Source organism: Actinopolymorpha sp. B9G3 (genome assembly GCF_040120725.1).
In the GTDB taxonomy this organism is placed as follows: domain Bacteria; phylum Actinomycetota; class Actinomycetes; order Propionibacteriales; family Actinopolymorphaceae; genus Thermasporomyces.
Map to the genome: position 1 here is coordinate 303,977 of NZ_JBEEAB010000003.1, position 18,749 is coordinate 322,725.

At 71.0% G+C, this 18,749-nt stretch carries 14 protein-coding genes; 6 read left to right on the forward strand and 8 right to left on the reverse strand.

What is annotated here, in order from left to right:
* Positions 1 to 35: 35 nt before the first annotated feature.
* From ABNF93_RS07615 to ABNF93_RS07625, 3 genes are all read right to left on the reverse strand, one after another.
* Positions 36 to 818 (reverse strand): phosphocholine cytidylyltransferase family protein, encoded by a 783-nt coding sequence (locus tag ABNF93_RS07615; RefSeq protein ID WP_349327007.1) that lies wholly within the window; start codon positions 816 to 818, stop codon positions 36 to 38.
* Entirely contained in the window at positions 815 to 2,863 is a 2,049-nt protein-coding gene (locus ABNF93_RS07620) for a DUF5941 domain-containing protein (protein ID WP_349327008.1), read from the reverse strand. Before ABNF93_RS07620 ends, ABNF93_RS07615 begins: the two co-directional genes overlap by 4 nt.
* Positions 2,864 to 3,612: 749 nt before the next feature.
* Positions 3,613 to 4,131 (reverse strand): PadR family transcriptional regulator, encoded by a 519-nt coding sequence (locus ABNF93_RS07625; protein WP_349327009.1) that lies wholly within the window; start codon positions 4,129 to 4,131, stop codon positions 3,613 to 3,615.
* A gap of 108 nt (positions 4,132 to 4,239) precedes the next feature.
* Between ABNF93_RS07625 and galE the strand changes: the two genes are divergently transcribed.
* Both galE and ABNF93_RS07635 read left to right on the forward strand, forming a co-directional pair.
* Positions 4,240 to 5,229, forward strand: a complete 990-nt coding sequence (galE, locus tag ABNF93_RS07630; protein WP_349327010.1) for a UDP-glucose 4-epimerase GalE — start codon at positions 4,240 to 4,242, stop codon at positions 5,227 to 5,229.
* A gap of 38 nt (positions 5,230 to 5,267) precedes the next feature.
* On the forward strand, positions 5,268 to 7,268 hold the full coding sequence (locus ABNF93_RS07635; RefSeq protein WP_349327011.1) for an acetoacetate--CoA ligase: 2,001 nt from the start codon (positions 5,268 to 5,270) through the stop codon (positions 7,266 to 7,268).
* Positions 7,269 to 7,295: 27 nt separating this feature from the next.
* On the opposite strand, the gene ABNF93_RS07640 is transcribed toward ABNF93_RS07635, so the two are convergent.
* Complete coding sequence (locus ABNF93_RS07640; RefSeq protein WP_349327012.1) at positions 7,296 to 8,780, reverse strand: M81 family metallopeptidase; 1,485 nt, start codon at positions 8,778 to 8,780, stop codon at positions 7,296 to 7,298.
* A 118-nt stretch (positions 8,781 to 8,898) separates the two neighbouring features.
* On the opposite strand from ABNF93_RS07640, the gene ABNF93_RS07645 reads away from it, so the two are divergent.
* Positions 8,899 to 10,308, forward strand: coding sequence for a SpoIID/LytB domain-containing protein (locus tag ABNF93_RS07645; RefSeq protein WP_349327013.1), 1,410 nt, complete (start codon positions 8,899 to 8,901; stop codon positions 10,306 to 10,308).
* Here ABNF93_RS07645 and ABNF93_RS07650 read toward each other — a convergent pair.
* Positions 10,305 to 11,159 carry a TIGR03089 family protein gene (locus ABNF93_RS07650; RefSeq protein ID WP_349327014.1) on the reverse strand — a complete coding sequence of 285 codons (855 nt, stop codon included), beginning with the start codon at positions 11,157 to 11,159 and terminating at the stop codon, positions 10,305 to 10,307. The genes ABNF93_RS07645 and ABNF93_RS07650 overlap by 4 nt on opposite strands.
* A gap of 186 nt (positions 11,160 to 11,345) precedes the next feature.
* Between ABNF93_RS07650 and ABNF93_RS07655 the strand changes: the two genes are divergently transcribed.
* A complete protein-coding gene (locus tag ABNF93_RS07655) occupies positions 11,346 to 12,458 on the forward strand; it encodes a mannose-1-phosphate guanylyltransferase (RefSeq protein ID WP_349327015.1) in 1,113 nt (370 codons plus the stop codon).
* Between the two features lie 29 nt (positions 12,459 to 12,487).
* Here the strand turns inward: ABNF93_RS07655 and ABNF93_RS07660 are convergent, their stop codons facing one another.
* Entirely contained in the window at positions 12,488 to 13,195 is a 708-nt protein-coding gene (locus ABNF93_RS07660) for a DUF3105 domain-containing protein (protein WP_349327016.1), read from the reverse strand.
* Positions 13,196 to 13,509: 314 nt separating this feature from the next.
* Between ABNF93_RS07660 and ABNF93_RS07665 the strand changes: the two genes are divergently transcribed.
* Positions 13,510 to 14,442 (forward strand): DNA-3-methyladenine glycosylase family protein, encoded by a 933-nt coding sequence (locus tag ABNF93_RS07665; protein WP_349327017.1) that lies wholly within the window; start codon positions 13,510 to 13,512, stop codon positions 14,440 to 14,442.
* 134 nt (positions 14,443 to 14,576) lie between these two features.
* On the opposite strand, the gene ABNF93_RS07670 is transcribed toward ABNF93_RS07665, so the two are convergent.
* Entirely contained in the window at positions 14,577 to 15,791 is a 1,215-nt protein-coding gene (locus tag ABNF93_RS07670) for a coenzyme F420-0:L-glutamate ligase (protein WP_349327018.1), read from the reverse strand.
* Positions 15,788 to 16,765, reverse strand: a complete 978-nt coding sequence (gene cofD / locus ABNF93_RS07675; RefSeq protein ID WP_349327019.1) for a 2-phospho-L-lactate transferase — start codon at positions 16,763 to 16,765, stop codon at positions 15,788 to 15,790. The genes ABNF93_RS07670 and cofD overlap by 4 nt, the downstream gene beginning before the upstream one ends.
* Before the next feature lie 161 nt (positions 16,766 to 16,926).
* Here cofD and ABNF93_RS07680 point away from each other — a divergent pair, with 161 nt between their 5' ends.
* Entirely contained in the window at positions 16,927 to 18,597 is a 1,671-nt protein-coding gene (locus ABNF93_RS07680) for a hypothetical protein (protein WP_349327020.1), read from the forward strand.
* The last annotated feature ends 152 nt before the right edge of the window (positions 18,598 to 18,749 follow it).

Consider the following 18,749-nt stretch of genomic DNA (forward strand, 5'->3'; position numbering starts at 1 on the left):
CGCTGGATGCCTCACTGTACGCATGTGGCCCCTGATCATCGCTGGGCCTCCCTGATCGCGGCGACGACGCTCATGGCGCGGGCGAGGTCGGCGGTGTCGTCGATCTCGACCCACGGCACGTCGCCGATCGGCGCGACGTCGATCGTGAAGTCACGCCGGTCGACGAACTCCTGGAACCCGTCCTCGTAGTACAGGCTCGGGTCGCGCCGCCACGTCGCCTCGAGCGCCCCCGTCAGCGCGGGGCCGACCTCGGCGCGGAGGAGGGCCACCCCGATGTACTCGCCGTATGCCTCCGCCGGGTCCATCAGCTTGGTGATGCGGGTGACGCTGCGCTTGTCGGGGACGGTGACCTTCATCTCCTCGGCCCCGAGATCCTTCGTGGTGTCGACGGCAAGCAGCAGCGAGGAGTCGGCCATGCCGTCGATCAGCACGTGCTCGACGGAGACCGGGTGCACGGTGTCTCCGTTGGCCATCAGGACGTCCTGGCCGCTGAACCACTGTCGGGCGCACCACAACGAGTAGCAGTTGTTCCACCGAAGCGCGTGCTCGTTGTGGATGAGCTCGAGGCTCACGCCGTAGCGACGCTCGAGGGTCCGCTTCCGCTCGCGGACCGCCTCGGCTGCGTGGCCGACCACCACGGCGACGTCGCTCACGCCGACCTTGGCGAAGTTGCCGAGGATGACGTCGAGCGGCGTGAGCGCTTCGTCGGGATCCGACGGGTCGGCGGGAGCGCCCAGGGGGACGAGCGTCTTCGGCAGGTCCTCGGTGTAAGGGTGCAGGCGGCGGCCGGTGCCGGCCGCGAGGACGAGGCCGATCATCGGATCACCTCGCTCTGGCTCGCCGCTGCGCCGAGCGCATCAACGGCGGGAGGCGTGCGTTCGGCACGGACGTCGGCGAGGGTCGCCGTCACACTCTCGCCGACGACGATCGCGGCGAGTGCCGCGGTCACGACGACGAGGCCGACGTGCAGCACGGTGGCGCCACCCGTCGCGAGGAGGGCGAGCAGGACCATCCGGCCGTCATGGCCGCCGGTCGCGATGAGGAACCACTTCCGCGGGACCGCACCGGACTCGCGGAGGCGGTAGACCGCGTCGTAGTGGTGGAAGGCGCAGGCGGCGACGTAGCAGAAGGCCACCGGCAGGGCGCTGGGCACGACGAGCGTGGTGACGGTGATGGCGAGGGCGTACTCCGCGGCGCGGAACGACGGCGGCAGCACCCAGTCGGCCCAGCCGTTGAGCGGTTGCTGGCTCGCGAAGCCCACGAGCAGGACGTACCACAGCACGCCGACGATCAGCCAGGACGCACCCACGACGGGGATCACCGTCAGCGAGAACGTCAACGCCGCCAGCGCGATCAGGGTCGTGAGTGGGGCAGGAAGCGAACGGCCCGGCAGGGCGTGGTGGACCGCCCAGCCGATCGGACCGACGTCCACCATCGCGCCCAGAGCCTGCCCGGCCGGCTTCGACCACGGCCGGTGCAGCCGACGCAGGCTCCGCAGGAGCCGGCCCAGGAAGGCGTAGGTGGCCGCGAGCGACCCGACGACCAGCAGGACGACGAAGACGGCACGCGGTGTCGTGAAGGCCACCAGCATGCAGATCAGTGCCGAGCGCTCGCCCTGGGGCAGGACGATGGCCCGCCGGAGCCAGACCTTCCACCTGCCGCCACGGAGTCGGGAGCGCACCTGGTCGGCCAGCGCGGGAGCCGCCTCGGGTCCTGCCGTGACCTCGTCGTACGCGAAGTGCATCTGGTGCCGGACCGTCTGGACCGCCATCGCGGCCGCGGCGAGCCACCAGATCGCACTGTCGGCGGGCGCGGCGCCGATCGCCAGGCCGGCGAACAGGACGTACTCCTTCACCCGGTCCGCGCTCAGGTCGAGCCGGCTCCCGATCGTGCTGAACCGCACGGTGTAGCGGGCCAGGTCGCCGTCGATGCAGTCGAGGGCGAACGACAGGTGGAACAACACCGCACCCACGACGAGGCCGGTACGCGAGCCGGTGGCGCAGAAGCCCGCGGCTCCTAGCGCGACGGCGAGGGACATGATCGTGACCTGGTTGGGGGTGAATCCGAGGCGGGCGAACCAGCGGGCCACATAGCCCGAGTAGCTGCGTACGAAGAAGGTCGTGAACGCGGTGTCGTCGGCCTTCACCGCACCACGCAGCCGGATCGGTTCCTCGTCGACGGCGGCGACCCGGGCGAAGAGGGCGTCGCGTTCGGCCTGGGTGTCGGCGAGTCCGGCGACGAGCGGCGCCGGGTCGGTGCGGGCGACGTCGGTGTCGGCGGCGAGGGCCTCGGTCACCTCGCCGACGTCGATGCGGGTGCCTGGAACAGGGCCGGTAGAAGCACTGCTGGTGGGACCACTGCTGGTGGGAGCACTGCTGGTAGAAGCACTGCTGGTGGGACCACTGCTGGCGGGAGCACTGCTGGTGGAAGCACTGCTGGTGGAAGCACTGCTGGTGGAAGCACTGCTGGTGGAAGCACTGCTGGGCGTCTCCTGCCGTCCGGGCGGTCCGGCGTCGGCGCCGGCCAGCATCCGGGTGAGAACCGACACCAGCCGCGCCCGGGCAACCGTCGTCGCGGTGAGCGTCCCTGGCCCTGCCCTGACGTCGCTCCTGGTGTCGCAGACCGCCCGGCGGAGAGCGTGTAGGTGGCCGATGTAGCGCCGGTCGACCAGGGCCACCGGCCCGGCCGTCGCCGTCGTGATGGCGGCGGCGAGATCGTCGACCGTGCTCGCGTCGACCACGGTGTAGCCGAGCGCGTGCAACTGCCCGGCCACGGGGGGTTCCCCTGGCTCGGCAGACACGACGGGTCCGACGAGGAACGCGGTCGGCAGCGCCATCACCCCTGACTGGTTGAAGCGGCTCATCTTAGAAGGCGGATCCCCCATTTTCGGCCCCCCGACCGTAGCGGTGTTGGCTGCGCGCCGCATCGGGAGTGTCCGAACTCGTCAGTACGACGGGAAGCGGCGCGCGGCGGCGCGGCCGCGTTCCGCTGCCGAGTAAAGAGATGATCTAATAACACTCAGTACCGTCACGTGTACGCGTAGCTGATCGTTAAGGGGTGAAGGCCCGAGCCGGGCGGGTCGAACCGACACATAGAGGCAAGGCCACGAAAGGAAGGTCGATGTCGATGGCGACGTCTCTGACGGCGTCGGCGACCGTGCCTTCGGCCACACGAGAGACGCCAGTCTTCGTCCCCGGCTACGGCTGGGTGCAATGGTCGAGAGCACTCCTGGATGCCCAAGCCCGGTATCTCCTGCTGTTGCACCGGCCCGACCAGAGTTGGTCGAAGTTCCGGCGCGTGGGGGGACGACGGCAGGTCGAGGGCGCCAGATGTCTGTACTGCGGACGGGAATGGACCTGTCCGGAAGCAGTGTGGGCGAACGCCTGGCTGTCCCCCATGTCCCGCGTGTGGGGGAGACCCGCACGGAGCCGGGGCGGGCGCCATCGCGCGCCCGGGTACGCCCGGGTGAGCGGAGGCGCCGGCCGCCGCCTCTCCGTCCGACGTGGGGCCAAGGAAGCGGCAATGACCGCGCATCCTTCCGCGGCCCGATGAGAACCACCGGCTGACGCCGCCTCCGCCGTACGCGTTCCCAGGTACGGCGGAGGCGTGCCCCTAGTCGACCCGTTGGTGGGCCAGGCGTGCCTCGCAGTGATCGAGCCAGCGCACCTCGGCCTCGGCGGCGAAGATCATCGAGTCGAGGACGAGCAGCCAAGGCAGGTCGTCGTCGCCGGTGCCCTTCTTCAGCCGGGTGAGCTCCTGCAGACCGCGCATGGTGGCTGTCCGTTGGGCCTGCACGATCGCCGCGACGTCGACGCCGGGCACGGTCACCGCAAGGGCGAACTTGATGGCCAGCTCGTCCCGCGGCCGTGACGCCCGCTCGACGGGGGTGGCGAACCAGCGCCTCAGTTCCTCACGTCCGGCCGTGGTGAGGCCGTAGCTGATCCGACCGGCGTCGTCTGTGCCGGTCCCGTGCACGAGGCCGTCGCGTTCGAGCCTGCTGAGGGTCGTGTAGACCTGTCCGATGTTGAGCGGCCACGTGGATCCGGTGGCGCGCTCGAACTCCTGGCGGAGCTGGTAGCCGTACTTCGGCTCCTCGTCGAGGAGGGCAAGAAGACCGTGGCGGATCGACATGCCTACTGAGTATGTATACCGGGTAGGCCCAGAGCAAGTTGCCAGGCATACCGCGGCTGTCGCTGACTCTCCGTGACGCTTTGTGTGAAAGCCCTAGGCTGTGCTGCCATGACCTGGCTTGTCACCGGAGGCGCCGGCTTCATCGGCGCACATGTCGTCCATGCCCTGCACGAGGCCGGGGAGCAGGTGGTCGTCCTCGACGACCTGTCCGCCGGCATCCCCGAGCGGATCAGCGGCCTGGAGGACGTCCCGCTGGTCCGTGGCAGTGTCCAGGCGAGCAGCCTGGTGGCGAAGCTGCTCAGGGAGTACGAAATCGAAGGCGTCGTCCACGTCGCGGCCCGAAAACAGCCGGGCGAGTCGGTCGAGAAGCCGCTGCTGTACTACCGCGAGAACCTCGGCGGGCTCGAGTCCGTCCTGCGCGCCATGACAGACGTCGGCGTCGACGCGCTGGTCTTCTCCTCGAGTGCCGCGATCTACGGCAACCAGGACGTCGACGTGCTCACCGAGGACCTCGCCTGCCACCCCGAGAACCCGTACGGCGAAACGAAGCTCGTCAGCGAGTGGCTCGTCGCGTCGACCGCCCGCGCGACCGGGCTGCGCTACGCCAACCTGCGCTACTTCAACGCCGCGGGCTCCGCACGACCGGCACTCGCCGACACCGGTGCGTTCAACCTCATCCCGATCGTGTTCAGCCGCCTGACCGAGGGGAAGCCGCCGCAGATCTACGGCGACGACTATCCGACGCCCGACGGTACGACGATCCGCGACTACATCCACGTCGCGGACATCGCCTCCGCCCACGTCGCCGCGGCCCGGCACCTGCAGGACGGCCGCGAGGCCCGGCTCACACTGAACGTCGGCACCGGTCGAGGGTCCTCGACCCGGGAGATCGTCGAGACGATCCTGGACGTGTCCGGTTACTCCGACCTCGCGCCCGAGGTGCTCGACCGGCGTCCCGGCGATCCGGCCGCCTCGATCGCCTCGGCCGACCGGATCCGCGAAGTCCTCGGCTGGTCGGCGGCACATGATCGCCGCGCGATCGTCGCGGCCGCGTGGGAAGGTTGGCTGCATCACCATCCGGAGGCACGTCGGGACTGAGGGCGCCACGCCTGCGAGACGGAGGGAGTCGGCGAGGGATGACGGAGCCGGGCACGATCTGCTGGAAACCGCCGGCCGACGCTCGTGAGCGGAGCCGGGTCGGCCACTACCTCGCCTGGCTGGAACGCGAACGCGGCCTGGCCTTCGACGACTACCACGCCCTGTGGCGCTGGTCCGTCGACGACCTCCCCGGGTTCTGGGGCAGCATCTGGGACTACTTCGGTGTGTCGTCCGATTCCCGCGTCACGTCCGTGCTCGCGAGCGACGCCATGCCGGGGGCGGAGTGGTTTCCCGGCGTAGGACTGAACTACGCCGAACGCATGCTCGCCGACCTGCAGGAGACCGGCCCGGTCGTGGTGGCGCGGTCACAGACGCGGAAGCCGGTCGAGCTCACCGCCGCAGAGTTGCGGGCCGCGGTGGCCATGGCCCGCGCCGGCCTGCAGCGCCTCGGTGTCGGCCGGGGTGACCGGGTTGCCGCGTACCTCCCGAACATCCCCGAAGCGCTCGTGCTCCTGCTCGCCACCGCGAGCCTGGGTGCGGTGTTCTCCTCGTGCGCGCCCGAGTTCGGTACGCGGAGCGTCGTCGACCGGTGGAGCCAGATCGAACCGACGGTGCTGGTCGCGGTCGACGGCTACGTCTACGGCCCGAAGGAGATCGACCGGACCGCCGAGGTAGCCGCGATCCGGGCCGCGCTGCCGGGGCTGCGGCACGTCGTGGTGGTGCCGTACCTCTCGGCGGAGCGGGCCGCCGCGATCCCCGACGTCCTGGCGTGGGACGACCTGCTGGGTGGAGGCAGTGGCGGAGTCGCGGCCGGGGAGACGCCGGAGTTGACGTTCGAGCGGGTGCCGTTCGACCACCCGCTCTACGTTCTCTACTCGTCGGGGACGACCGGACTGCCGAAGCCGATCGTCCACGGGCACGGCGGGATCCTGCTCGAACACCTCAAGACCCTGGCCCTGCACTTCGACCTGGGCCCGGGAGACCGGTTCTTCTGGTTCTCGACGACCGGCTGGATGATGTGGAACGCCCTGGTCTCGGGCCTGCTCGTCGGAGCGACGGTGGTGCTCGTCGACGGCAATCCCGCGCATCCCGACCTCGGCTACCTCTGGCGGTTGGCCGACGAGTGCGGGGTCACGTTCTTCGGGACGAGCGCGCCGTTCCTGATGAGCTGCCGCAAGGCCGGGTTGCGTCCCGCGGACATCGCCGACCTGTCGCGGATCCGCGGCCTGGGCTCGACCGGCGCGCCACTGCCGGCGGACGGCTTCACCTACGTCTACGAGAACGTCAACCCCGACCTGCTGCTGCAGTCGTTCTCCGGCGGTACGGACCTGTGCACGGGTTTCATCGGCGGCTCGCCCCTGCTACCCGTCTATGCCGGCGAGCTGGCGTGCCCGTGCCTGGGCGCGGCGGTGGCGGCGTACGACCCGGCCGGCCACAGGGTCGTAGGGCAACTCGGCGAGCTCGTGATCGAACGCCCGATGCCGTCGATGCCCGTCGGCTTCTGGGGCGACACCGACGGTTCCCGTTACCGCGCGGCGTACTTCGCGGACTTCCCCGGCGTGTGGCGCCACGGCGACTGGATCGAGATCACCGAGCGCGGTACCTGCGTCATCACCGGGCGGTCCGACGCGACCCTCAACCGGGGCGGGGTCCGGATGGGCACGGCGGAGTTCTACTCGGCCGTCGAGGCTCTGCCGGAGATCGTCGACAGTCTGGTCATCCACCTGGACGACCCGGCAGCGGGTACGGAGGAGCTGTTGCTGTTCGTCGTCCTTCCCGAAGGCGTCCAGCTCGACGACGCGTTGCGGGCGAAGCTGGCCACGGAGCTGCGCCGGAACCTGTCCCCGCGGCACGTTCCGGACCAGATCGTCCGCGTTGCCGCCGTACCCCGCACCCTGTCGGGCAAGAAGCTCGAGGTCCCGGTGAAGCGGATCCTGGAGGGCCGGCCGCCCGAGGAGGCGGCGAGCGCCGGCGCCCTCGCCGATCCCACGGCACTGCGGGCGTACGAAGAGTTCGCCCACACGCGCCGCGACCACTGATGCCGGCAGACCCGTCGTGAAAGCCACTCAACCAAACGTGACGTCCTGCTCGAACGGCCACAGGGGATAGCGCCGCCGCCGGTAGGACAACCGCCGCAGGTCCGCGCTCGTCACGCCGGGGGTGTCGACCGCGATGATCTCGGTGGCGAGAGGTGCGTACGCCGCGAGCGGCGCGTGCACGCCCTTCGCCACGATGGCGCGGAAACCCGTGGGATCCAGGCCGAGGCAGGTGAGCTGCACCAGGCTGGTCGGCGGCGTCGGCCGGGTGGTCAGCACCAGCGTCGGCCCACCGTCGACCTCGACGACCGCGGTCGGCCCGGCGTCGTAGTGCCGATGCCCGGCATGGGTCGGCCCAGGGTCCTCGTACCGTCCGGCGTGCAACCTACGGACGACCCCACCGACGGTGAGCGGTGGGCCCACGCGCGGATCGGTCCGCGCGCCGACGAGCAGTTCGACCCGCCCGCCCGTGCCCGCCCGGTGGCAGCGGGTCACCCCGTCGGCGTCGACGAGGATCGCGAGCAGACCGGTGAGACCGACCTGCCGGGCGGCCGCGACGATCACCACCGAGTCGCCCGGAGCACCGGCGCCGATGTTGTCGCCGACGTCCAGTAACAGGACCGGCCCTTTCCTCGCCGTCGCCGCCCGGTGGAGCGCCTCGGCGAGCCGTGCCGACCGGCCGCTGAACTCGTGCCGCCGCGACCACACCTGCCGCGCCAGGGCGGCGGCCCAGGAGCGGGCAGCGCTCGGATCGCCGTCGGTGACGACCAGGGTGGCCATGCCCATGTGGGGCACGTCGGCATACGGGCAGCCCTGGGCGACGGAGGCGGTCAGGACACCCGGCGACGCGAGCACCTCGTCGAGCCCGGCGAGGATCTCGCGCATCGGCGGCTCGCCGGTGTTCTGCGCGAGGATGCCAAGAGCCGCGGGCACCTGGACCAGCGCCTGGCTGGGGCGGATCTCGTCCCGCGCGGTGCGTACGACGAGGGCCGCGAGCTCCTCGGCCCGCAGTCGGGCGTCCAGGTGCGGGTTCGTGCGGTGGGTGGTCACGATGTCGGCGTACGCACAGACCGCGGCGCTCAGGTTGGCGTGCAGGTCGAGTGCGGCTCCGACCACCGTGTCGGGTCCTACCGCCACCCGGACCTGCCGGAGGAGGTAGCCGTCCGCGTCGTCGCGGTGCTCGGCGACGGCGGCACCATGGAGCGCGGCGAGGACGCCGTCCCAGGGTCCGGTCTCGGCAAGCGTGCTGAGGATCTCGTCCGCGAGGGTCTCGAGGGCATCCGGTGTGATCGGACCGCCCGGCGTGGTGGTGGTGAAGACCAGCGGAACGACCTCGACACCGGGCGCGGACCCGGCGGCGAGGAATCCCGCCATGGTCGTGTCGGCATCACCGTGCCGGTCGACGATCTCGGGACCGCGCAGGATCCCGTCCGCGGCGAAGTCCACGAGGTCGACCCGCGACGGCGCGAAGGTGTTCGCCTCGTGGACCAGGCCCACCGCCGCGAGTCGCACCATGATCATCAGCCTGCACGCAGGTCACTGAGATGTCTCCCATATGCGGTGTGTCGTCAGATGTCGGACGGACACCGTGGCCTGGCTGGGACGAACCAAGCCACGCCATCGGGGGAGACGCATGAACCGACGCCTGCTGACCGTGACCGACGAGGCTGTCCGCGGACCGGAGCAGTCGCAACGTCGCTCGCGACGCCCGGGACGAGCGCGACGCCCGGGACGAGCGCGGTGGACACGGCCGCCGGCGGTGGCGCTGGCCGCCCTGGCGACGGTGGCCGGTGCCCTGATCGGACCGGTGAACGCCGCGGAGGCTTCGACCGGGACCCTGGCGCCGGTAGCGCTCGCCCAGGGCGTACGCCCTGACGACGGCGTGTTCCGCGTCACCGGATACGGCTGGGGGCACGGGCGCGGCATGTCCCAGTGGGGTGCGTTCGCGGCGGCGAAGGCAGGGCGCACCTACCCCGAGATCCTCCGCTTCTACTACCCGGGGACGAAGCTCGTCGCCCGGAGTACGCCGGCTCAGATCAGGGTCCGGCTCAGCCACGACCTTGGGGCGTTCCGGGTCCGCCCCGAACCGGGACTCACCCTGTGGTGGACCAACGAGAGCGGCCAGACCCGGCCGGTCCGCCTGCCGGTCTCCTACCTCGGCTGCCGCGTGAGTACCTGGCGGGTCCGCGCCGTGTACCGCCGCGACATGGCGGTCGATGCGTACACCTGCGGACGGTGGCACGCCTACGTGGGGTCGGGCCGCCTCTCGGCGACGGGGCGGGCGTCGTTCGTCGCGACGGACGGCAAGGTGCAGGTCGAACGGCAACTCGGCGACGGCACCAGGATCCGGCGCGGCTACCGCGGCTTCGTGCGGGTGGTCCTGCGGAGTGGGCGGGTACGCCCGGTGAACGTCGTGCCGTACGAGGACTACCTCCGCTCCGTCGTACCCGCCGAGTCGCCGGCCAGTTGGCCCCGCGCGGCGTTGCGGGCGCAGACGATCGCGGCCCGCACGTACGCGGTCCGGTCCTCCTCCAACCGGTCGTCGAGCTACTACGACGTCTACGACACGTCGGCGTCGCAGGTCTATCCCGGCATGGTGGGCTACGGCGCGACCTGGAACGTCATCCGGCAGTACGAGTTCGCCGGCACCAACGAGGCGATCAAGGCGACCCGCGGAACGACGCTGCGCTACGGGAGCCAGGCCGCCTTCACCGAGTTCGGCTCGTCGAACGGGGGCTGGACCGCGGACGGTGGCCTGCCGTATCTGCGCGCCGCGCAGGACGGCTGGGACAGCGCGGCGACCGCCAATCCCTACCGCACCTGGACCGACACGGTGAGCGCCCGGTCCCTGAGAAACCGCTATCCGTCCATCGGCACGATCGTCGAGATCCGGGTCGCCAAGAGGTCAGGGGGCGGCCGGTGGGGAGGCCGGGTCAGCCGGCTGTTGATCATCGGCAGCAGCGGTACGCAGGAGATCCGGGGAGAGGACCGGGTCCGGTCGGTGCTCGGCCTACGTTCGGCGTACTTCGCGTTCGGGTCCTAGGCGACCAGGTGGGTGTGGGTGACCTTCTCGTCGTGCGTACGCCGGTCGAGAAGGTTTCGGTCGAGGTTCCGGACGAGGACCACCGAAGCCTTCCGGGCAAGGGGAGCCAGCAGGGCGTCGAGGTAACCACCGGGGTCCGCCGGGTTCGTGTCGGTCAGCAGGCGGGAGCCCGGCTGCAACCCGAGGTGGTCGGCGCGCGCCTGCGCGGCGGCGACCAAGGCTGCGCCGGACACCGGCGTTCCGGGGTCGCCGACGATCGTGGACGGCGCGTCGGGATCGACCGGGACGTACGGATGGAACTCGTCGGCGTAGCTCGCCACCTCCGCGCCGTAGTCCCACACCCCCGCCGGGAGCGGGTCGGTGAAGGGGCCGCCTAGCGGTCGCAGGGCGAGAGCGACCGTATCCCGCCCACCCACCGCCACGGCCGCGGCCAACCATTCCGGGCTTGTCACGACGATCTCGGCGGCGCTCGCAATCGTGGGGGCGTACGCAGTCTCGGCGACGCTCGCAGGCTCGGTAGCGCCAGGGCCGCTGACACCGGCGGTCCTGGCGAGGTCGACGACGAGCCCGGCGGACCAGGCGGCGAGCGTCCACACGGCGCCCTGCCAGTGCGGGGGAAGCAGGAGCGCGATCCGTTCGCCAGGCTCGGTGCCGAGCCCGTCCTGGCAGAAGTTGGCGGTCTTGGCGACCCAGTTGTCCAGCGTGGTGAGGGAGAGTTCGACGCGTTCGCCGGTGGCGTCGTCGTAGAACGTCAGGAACGGCCGCGCCGGGTCGGTCGCCAGAGCCGCGGCCAGCAGCCGGGCCGGTGTGGTGGGGCGTTGGGGGTTCGTGCGGCTCGAGCGGGTCTCCACAGGTCCGGAGCTTAGGCGAGGTGGCACGGCGCACCGTGGCGGGCCAGTCCGTGGCGGGCCAGTCCGCGGCGACCCGCCCGCCGGATCGCCGGGTTCCCCGCTCCACGGTTGGCGCGGCTCAGAGCTCGCGCACTGATCCGCGGGTCTGCACCCGCGCCGCGATCGGGCGCCGTAGGCTGCCGTCACATGCGGCACGCCGTCATCATCGCCGGGGGAACGGGCACCCGCCTGTGGCCTCTGTCGCGCGGAACCCGTCCGAAGCAGCTGTTGAGTGTCGGCGGCGGCAAGAGCCTGCTCCGCCTGGCCTATGAACGGCTCCTCGGCCTGGTACCCGTCGAACGGATCTTCGTCTGCGCCGGCGCGGCCCACCGCGAGGCGATCGTCGAGCACCTGCCGGAGCTTCCGGAGGAGAACTATCTCGGCGAGCCGCTGGGCCGCGACACCGCCAACGCGATCGGGTTCGCCTGTGCGGTCCTCGCCCGGCGGGATCCTGATGCGGTTCTGGCGTTCGTCAACTCCGACCACGTGATCGAGCCCATGCCGGCGTTCCGAGAGGCGTTGGAGACCGCGTTCGAGGCGGTCGAGCGCGATCACGCCGTCCTTGCGACGTTCGGCATCCCGCCGTCGGCCCCGCACACGGGCCTCGGTTACATCGAACGCGCCGCGCCCGTCGCCGCTCCCCGGGACGAGCACGGGAGGCCCCGGGTCTTCGGCGTGACCGCGTTCACCGAGAAGCCCGACCTGGCGACCGCGAGCGCCTACCTCGCGACCGGCCGGCACCTCTGGAACTCGGGGATGTTCGTCTGGCGTGCCGACACCCTGCTGGGGGAGCTGCAGCGGTTCCTTCCCCAGTCCGCTACGGGTGTCCGGCGGATCGCCGACGCCTGGGACAGTCCCGACCGTTCGGTAGTCCTCAAGGAGGTCTACGCCGACCTGCCGAAGATCAGCATCGACTACGCGGTGATGGAGCCGGCCGCGCGCGGTGACGGCGCCGCGAAGGTCGTCGTCGTACCGATGGCGGTCGACTGGCTCGACGTCGGGTCATGGCCGACCCTGGCGCGGACCCTGGAGAACGACAGCGCCCACAACGCCGCCAACACCGTCACCGTCCTGGTCGACTCGGAGGGCAACATCGTCGTGAGCGACGACCCCGAGCACCTCGTGGCCACCGTCGGCCTGCGGGACACGATCATCGTGCACACCCGCGACGTCACCATGGTCTGCCCGAAGAGTTCCGCCGAACGGGTGAAGGACCTGGTGGCGCGGGTCCACGATGCCCACGGGAACAGGTACGCCTGAGGCCGGCGGACCCACGCCGCCCGGTCCGGCTAGATCGCGTTGGGCTCGGGTGAGTCGGCCGCCGGGAACTTCTTCATGAACGCCTCGATCGCCGCCCCGCTGACCTTGGCGGCGTACTGGCGGTGGCCGTTGCTCTTCGACCAGTGGGTGAGCGCGAGATGCTTGCCAGCTGGGAACTTCCCCTCGCCGACCTTCCACGGCGCCACGATCAGCTTCTTGGAGTTGTCCGGCTGGCGCGACTCGAACCGGCGCGCGATGTCCTTGAGTTGGCCGAGTTGCTCCGCGTCCTTGGCGATGGTTTCGTCGTACCACACGACCGTGTAGCCGTGCTCGAGGTTGTGGACCAGCATCTCCAGCGGCGGGCGGTCCTCGGCGGAGTAGAACTTCCGCTCGAACGTCGCCGGCTGCTCCCAGTGCGGACCCGACGACGGCGGGACCGTCTTGTACGGGACCTTCTGGCCGTTGGGAACGTGGTCGGACACGCCGGCGCCGCTGTCGCTGGAGACCTTGCTGAGACTGGCCTGGGCCGCAGCCACCCCGAAGTCCGACATCGGCTTGCGGGCGGGGTTGGTGACCCAGTTCTTGACCGGCACGAACGCGGCCGCTCCGATGATGACGAGGCCGACAAGTACGCAGGCCGAGATGATGATCGCCGTACGACGGCGTTCGGCGCGCTGCTGCTCGCGCCGCATCTGCTCGATGCGTTCGCGTCGGCTGCCTGGCTTGCGTTTTGCCACGTTTTCTCGTCCTCCGCCTCGGGCCGGCCGACCCACGCGACCGAAGCTCCAGAGTGTACGGAAGGTGTGCGTGAGCGGGGATCCGCACCACCCATCCGAGGGCCGAGCCACTGGCGTCGGCTAACGGGCTCGGACACCATGATCATGAGTCGGCAGATCGGGCTCTGTCACCATGACCATGAAGGAATAGCGGCAGATTCGCCGACAAACCTTCACGATCACGATCATGATCACGGGCGGGCCGCCGATCAGGAGTGGCGCGGCGGGTGCCGATCAGGGGTGGCGCGGCGGAGGGGATCGGGGACACTGACCGCGTGCCGGAACGAACCACTGAACGCGTACGCACCCTGATCACCGACCAGCCGGTCGATCCAGCGCTGACGCTCGCCGGGTTGCGGCGGGGGTCCGGCGACCCGGTGCACCGGTGTACGCCCGACGGGGCGGTGTGGCGCGGCACCCGAACACCGGACGGGCCGGCCTCGGTCCGCATCGCGGCGGACCCGGGGCGCGCCGCGGTCGAGGCGCGGGCATGGGGACCCGGCGCGACCTGGGTGCTCGACCGACTGCCGGCGCTGGTTGGCGCGGAGGACGACCCGAGCGGGTTCGAGCCCGGCCTTCCGCTGGTCGCGACACTGGCGAAACGGTTCGCCGGATGGCGGGTGTGCCGCACCGGGCGGGTTTTCGAGGCGCTCATGCCTGCGGTCCTCGAGCAGAAGGTCACGTCGAAGGAGGCGTGGCGGTCCTGGCGGGAGCTGGTGTGGAGGTTCGGCGAGCCTGCGCCCGGGCCAGGCCCGGCACCGGTCACTCTCCGGGTGCCGCCCGACGCGGCGACCTTGGCGGCCTTACCGTCGTGGGAGTGGCACCGCGCCGGCGTGGGGCCAGACCGCATGCGGACCCTCGTCCGGTGCGCCCTGCTCGCGGAAACGCTCGAGCGGACCCTGGATCTCCCGCCCGCAGAGGTCGAACGCACGTTCCGCACCATCCCGGGCGTCGGACCGTGGACCGTCGCGGAGGTGCTTCAGCGGGCGCACGGGTGTCCCGACGCGGTGTCGGTCGGCGACTTCCACCTGGCCAAGGCGGTGGGGTGGGCGCTGGCCGGCCGGCCGTACGACGACGAAACCATGCTGACGGTCCTCGCCCGCTGGCCTGGTCACCGCTACCGGGTCACCCGGTTGATCGAACTCGCCGGGATCATGCCTCCGCGCCGCGGCCCTCGCTTCGCCCCCCGCGACTACCGCAGCCTCTGACCCCCGTGATCATGATCGTGATCATGAAGATTTTGCGGCGTATAGACGACTTTCCTTCATGATCATCGGCCGGCGCGGCGGGCCCGCGGGAGGGCGCGGCGTGCCCACGTGAGAACAGGCCGCGTTCCCTCCCTTCAGGGAAGTGCGGCGCCGATGGCGAGCATGCCGACGGACTCGGCGTCGGCGGGAAGGATCGACCGGACAAGCGCCGCACCGAACCGCTCGGCGGGGATCCAGACCGAACCCACTCCCTCGACCGCACACGCCAGTGTTAGCCGCTCGCGGATCCCACCCAGTGCGAGGAGGGCCGCGGTACGACCGGCCGATTCGTGCGTACGGACGTACGCCACGGCGACGTACGCCGCCGACGTCGGTAGGCCGACCACGTCGAGCAGGGGTTTGCGGACCTCCGCGTCGTCGACCTCCGCCAGCCCCCAGTCACGCGTACTGGAAGCGCCTCGCCCGGTGGGGACACGGAGCACGGCAACCGCCTGGCGTACGGCATCGACGTCGACCGGCGCGTCGGCGAGCCTGTCCGGGAGCGCGTCTGTGAGCCCGTCGCGCGGGCGGGAACGCACAGCCTCCCGGCCGGCCTCCCGGGTGCCGAGCCGGAACATGTCCTCCTCGGCCGTACGCACGAGAGCCCGCACCCCCGGCCCGTCTTCCTCCGTCACCAGCGCAGCGAGCCCGCGGATGATCGCCACCGGCACCTGCGCGATCTTGCCCTTCACGAGCTCGGCGGCACCGGCCAGCTCGTCGCCGTGCGCGGGTGCGGTGACGGCGAGTTCGTTGCCATGGGCGTCGTGCCGGCCGCGGTGGCTGTCGATGACGCGGACGCCGGCGGCGCCGATCGCGAGGTCGGTTTGACCCAAGCGCCACGGACGCCCGAACGTGTCGGTGATGAGCACGCCGACCGTGACGCCGAGGCGTTCGGACAGCGCGGTACGCAGGGCACGCGCGGAGCCGTCCGGGTCGACCGGCAGGAGGAGTACGCTCCCGGCCGCGACGTTGGACGCGTCGACGCCGGCGGCCGCCATGACGAACCCGTGCCGGGTCTCGACGATCCGCATCGCTCCGCGTTCGGCGACGACCCGCACGGTCTCGGAGCGGATGGCGTCGGCCCGCATCGCTGCGACCTGCAGCGGATCGACTGCCGCGTCGTCGGCCGCCGCGATGGTCCGGTCCTCGGCCTTGCTCACGATCTTGCTCGACACCACCACGATGTCGTGGTCGCGCAGGTCCACCGTGTGGGCGGCGATGAGTCCGGCCAGATCCGCACCGGCCTCGACCTCTGGCATCCCGAGGACCGGCCGGATCACCACCTCGCCCTGGTGCGCGCCGGAGCTCACCGGCGTACCTTCTCGGCGAGGTCGAGCGTGGCCCGTGCCATCGCGGCGGCGGCCGGCACGTCGGTCATCAGCAGCGGGAGCGCGCGGGCGGCGATCCCGGCCTGCTCGATCCGGGGGACCGCATGGGCGTCGCGTTCGTCGACCAGCCAGCCGTCGAGCAGCCCACCCGAACGCCGGCCACCGAAGTGCATGGCGACGCCCGCCGCGGAGGTGTCGACGCCGATCGCCGGCAGCAGCTTGTCGGCCATCCCGCGAACCGGCGCACCGCCCACGATCGGCGACAACCCGACTACCGGCGCCGGAGCGGCGAGGACAGCATCCCGAACACCCGGCACGGCGAGGATGGGCCCGATGCTCACGACCGGGTTCGACGGCGGCAGCAGCAGCAGGTCCGCCGAGGCGATCGCGTCGAGGACCCCGGGCGCCGGCTCCGACGTCTCGATCCCGTCGAACCACACGTCGACGACGGGCAGCTCGGCGTGGTGGCGTACCCAGTACTCCTGGAAGTGCAGCCGCCGCCGCCCGTCCGGTTGGTCGGGATCCTCGACGACCACGTGGGTCTCGACCCGCTGGTCGGTCATCGGCACGAGCCGGACCGGAAGGTTCCAGCGCGCCGTGAGCGCCGCCGTGGCCTCCGAGAGCGTCCGGCCCTCGTCCAGGAGGGCGGTCCGCACCAGGTGGGTGCCGATGTCGCGGTCCCCCAGGCCGAACCACGACGGCGTGGCGTCGTACGCCTGGATCTCGGCGAGCGCGTTCCAGGACTCGTCGGCGCGACCCCAGCCCTTCGCCTCGTCGTTGCCGCCGCCGAGGGTGTACATCACGGTGTCGAGGTCGGGCGAGACCCGCAGACCGTAGAGAGTGAGATCGTCGCCGGTGTTGCCGATGACGGTGATCTCGGCTTCGGGTGCCTGGGCGATGAGACCGCGGAGGAAGCGCGCAGCTCCGATGCCGCCGGCCAGAACGGTGATCCGCACGCAGACCAGTGTGCCCCCTCCCGCCAACTCGCCGGCAGCCGCCAGATCGTCCCCTTCGACCCACACCTCCTGGCCGGAGCCGTGGCGGGGGGCATGGCTGCGGGAACGTGTCCGATGTGGAAGGCTTCCGTGCGACATCACCACCATGAGGGGGTAGCACCGTGGTTTCGGAGACAACCAAGCCCCAACGCGAGCTGTTCGCGTGGGTGCTTGTAGGCGCCGGTGTGGTTCTGGGCGTCGTGGCCGTCCTGCTTCTGGTCGGCGACGGCGAGTTCACGCTGAAGGCGTTCAGCTTCCAGGATCGCTTCGTCTCGCCGGTCCTCGTCGGGATGCTCGTCCTCGCGGTCGTCCTCGTCACCCACGTCGGCGAACCGACCGCCAACGCGCGCGTCCTCACCCTGATCGTGCTGGTGACGCTCATCGTCATGGGCCTCCTCGGCGTGGTGATGTGGGCCTCGGCGCTCGGCGTCGATAGCTCCATCAACGAAGCCGCCGGACCGTTCGGCAAGTGGTCGCGTTTCGGGCAGCAGGTCGCCTATCTCGCGGTGCTGGGTGGGGCACTGCTGTTCGTCATCTCGTCGTTCAAGGCGCTCCCGGCACCGGCCGCCAAGCCGGTCTTCCACGGGCAGCCGCAGGGGCAGCCGGGTCAGTTCGGCCAGTACGCGGGTCAGCCCTACGGCGCCCCACCGCAGGGGTACGGCGCCGCCGGCTACGGCCAGCAAGGTCCCCAGGGTCAGCAGGCGGGCCCGCACGACTATGCGGCCGTCGCCCAGGCCGGCCAGCAGGGCCAGCAGCCTTTCGGCCAGCAGGACTATTCCCAGCAGGGATACCAGCAGGCGCAGTACCCGTCGCCTGGCCAGGAGGCGGCTCAGGACCCCGCGGCCTATGTGTCTGCCGGGCAGGCATTCGGCCAGCAGGGTGGCCAGGAGTCCGCGGGGTACGTCTCCGCCGGCCAGGCACCTGGCCAGCAGGGCGGCCACGACTCCGCGGGCTACGTCTCCGCCGGCCAGGCGTTCGGCCAGCAGGCGGGCACGGAGCAGTACGCCGGAGGCGAGCAGGGCCAGGCGAGCCCGCAGTACCCGCAGCAGCAGTACGCGGGCCAGGACCACGCGCAGCAGGGATACGGTCAGGACCAGCAGGGCTACGCGCCGGACCAGCAGATGCAGCAGGGCTACGGTCAGGACCCGCAGCAGCAGGCCTACGGACAGCCGGGCTATGGCCAGCAGCAGTACAACCCCTACGCCGGGTACCACCAGGACCAGCAGGGCTACGCGCCGGACCAGCAGGCGCAGCAGGCCTACGGTCAGGAACAGCACCAGGGCTTCGGGCAGGACCAGCAGGGTCAGCAGGGCTACGGCCAGGATCAGCAGCAGGCCTACGGCCAGGATCAGCAGCAGGCCTACGGCCAGTACGGCACTTTCGGCGCCCAGAGCTACCAGACCCCCGGACAGCCGTACTCCGCACCGGCGACGGACCAGCCCTACCCGGGATACGCCCACCAGGACTTCAACTCCTACGGTCAGCAGTACGCCCAGGGTGACCAGGGCGGCCGGACTGAGGGTGTCGACCAGACCGCGTTCCTCCGTCCGGACAGCCCGGCCACGGGCGCGGCGGGCGAAGGGGTGGACCACGGCGGATCGGACGCCAACGGTTCCGGGATGCTGGCGCGCGGTTCGACTGGCCAGGACGCCGGTCGTGACGAGGCGCCCGAGCAGGGCGGAGGCGAGAGCACCGGCCGTACCCCAGGGCAGACCGAGGGTGACTCATCCGATCGTGATCGACCCCAGGGTGAAGCTGGGCAGCAGGGCTGGTGGTCGCAGCCGCCGAGGTGAGCGCGGAGCATCCGTATCCCTCGACGCAAGGTTTGCCGGACCGGGCCGAAAGTCCCTACTTCGAACCAGCCGGCCTGGTACGTCACAGACACGCCGGATTTGCGTGGGTCGCGTATAGCAGACAACGAGTTGACTTCACGGTATTTCCGGCA

Excerpts from the sequence above, each read along its gene's own strand:
- ABNF93_RS07635 (WP_349327011.1), top strand. The coding sequence starts at position 5,268 with ATGACGGAGCCGGGCACGATCTGCTGGAAACCGCCGGCCGACGCTCGT.
- ABNF93_RS07615 (WP_349327007.1), bottom strand. The coding sequence starts at position 818 with ATGATCGGCCTCGTCCTCGCGGCCGGCACCGGCCGCCGCCTGCACCCT.
- ABNF93_RS07655 (WP_349327015.1), top strand. The coding sequence starts at position 11,346 with ATGCGGCACGCCGTCATCATCGCCGGGGGAACGGGCACCCGCCTGTGG.
- ABNF93_RS07640 (WP_349327012.1), bottom strand. The coding sequence starts at position 8,780 with ATGGTGCGACTCGCGGCGGTGGGCCTGGTCCACGAGGCGAACACCTTC.
- ABNF93_RS07625 (WP_349327009.1), bottom strand. The coding sequence starts at position 4,131 with ATGTCGATCCGCCACGGTCTTCTTGCCCTCCTCGACGAGGAGCCGAAG.
- ABNF93_RS07620 (WP_349327008.1), bottom strand. The coding sequence starts at position 2,863 with ATGAGCCGCTTCAACCAGTCAGGGGTGATGGCGCTGCCGACCGCGTTC.
- ABNF93_RS07645 (WP_349327013.1), top strand. The coding sequence starts at position 8,899 with ATGAACCGACGCCTGCTGACCGTGACCGACGAGGCTGTCCGCGGACCG.
- galE (WP_349327010.1), top strand. The coding sequence starts at position 4,240 with ATGACCTGGCTTGTCACCGGAGGCGCCGGCTTCATCGGCGCACATGTC.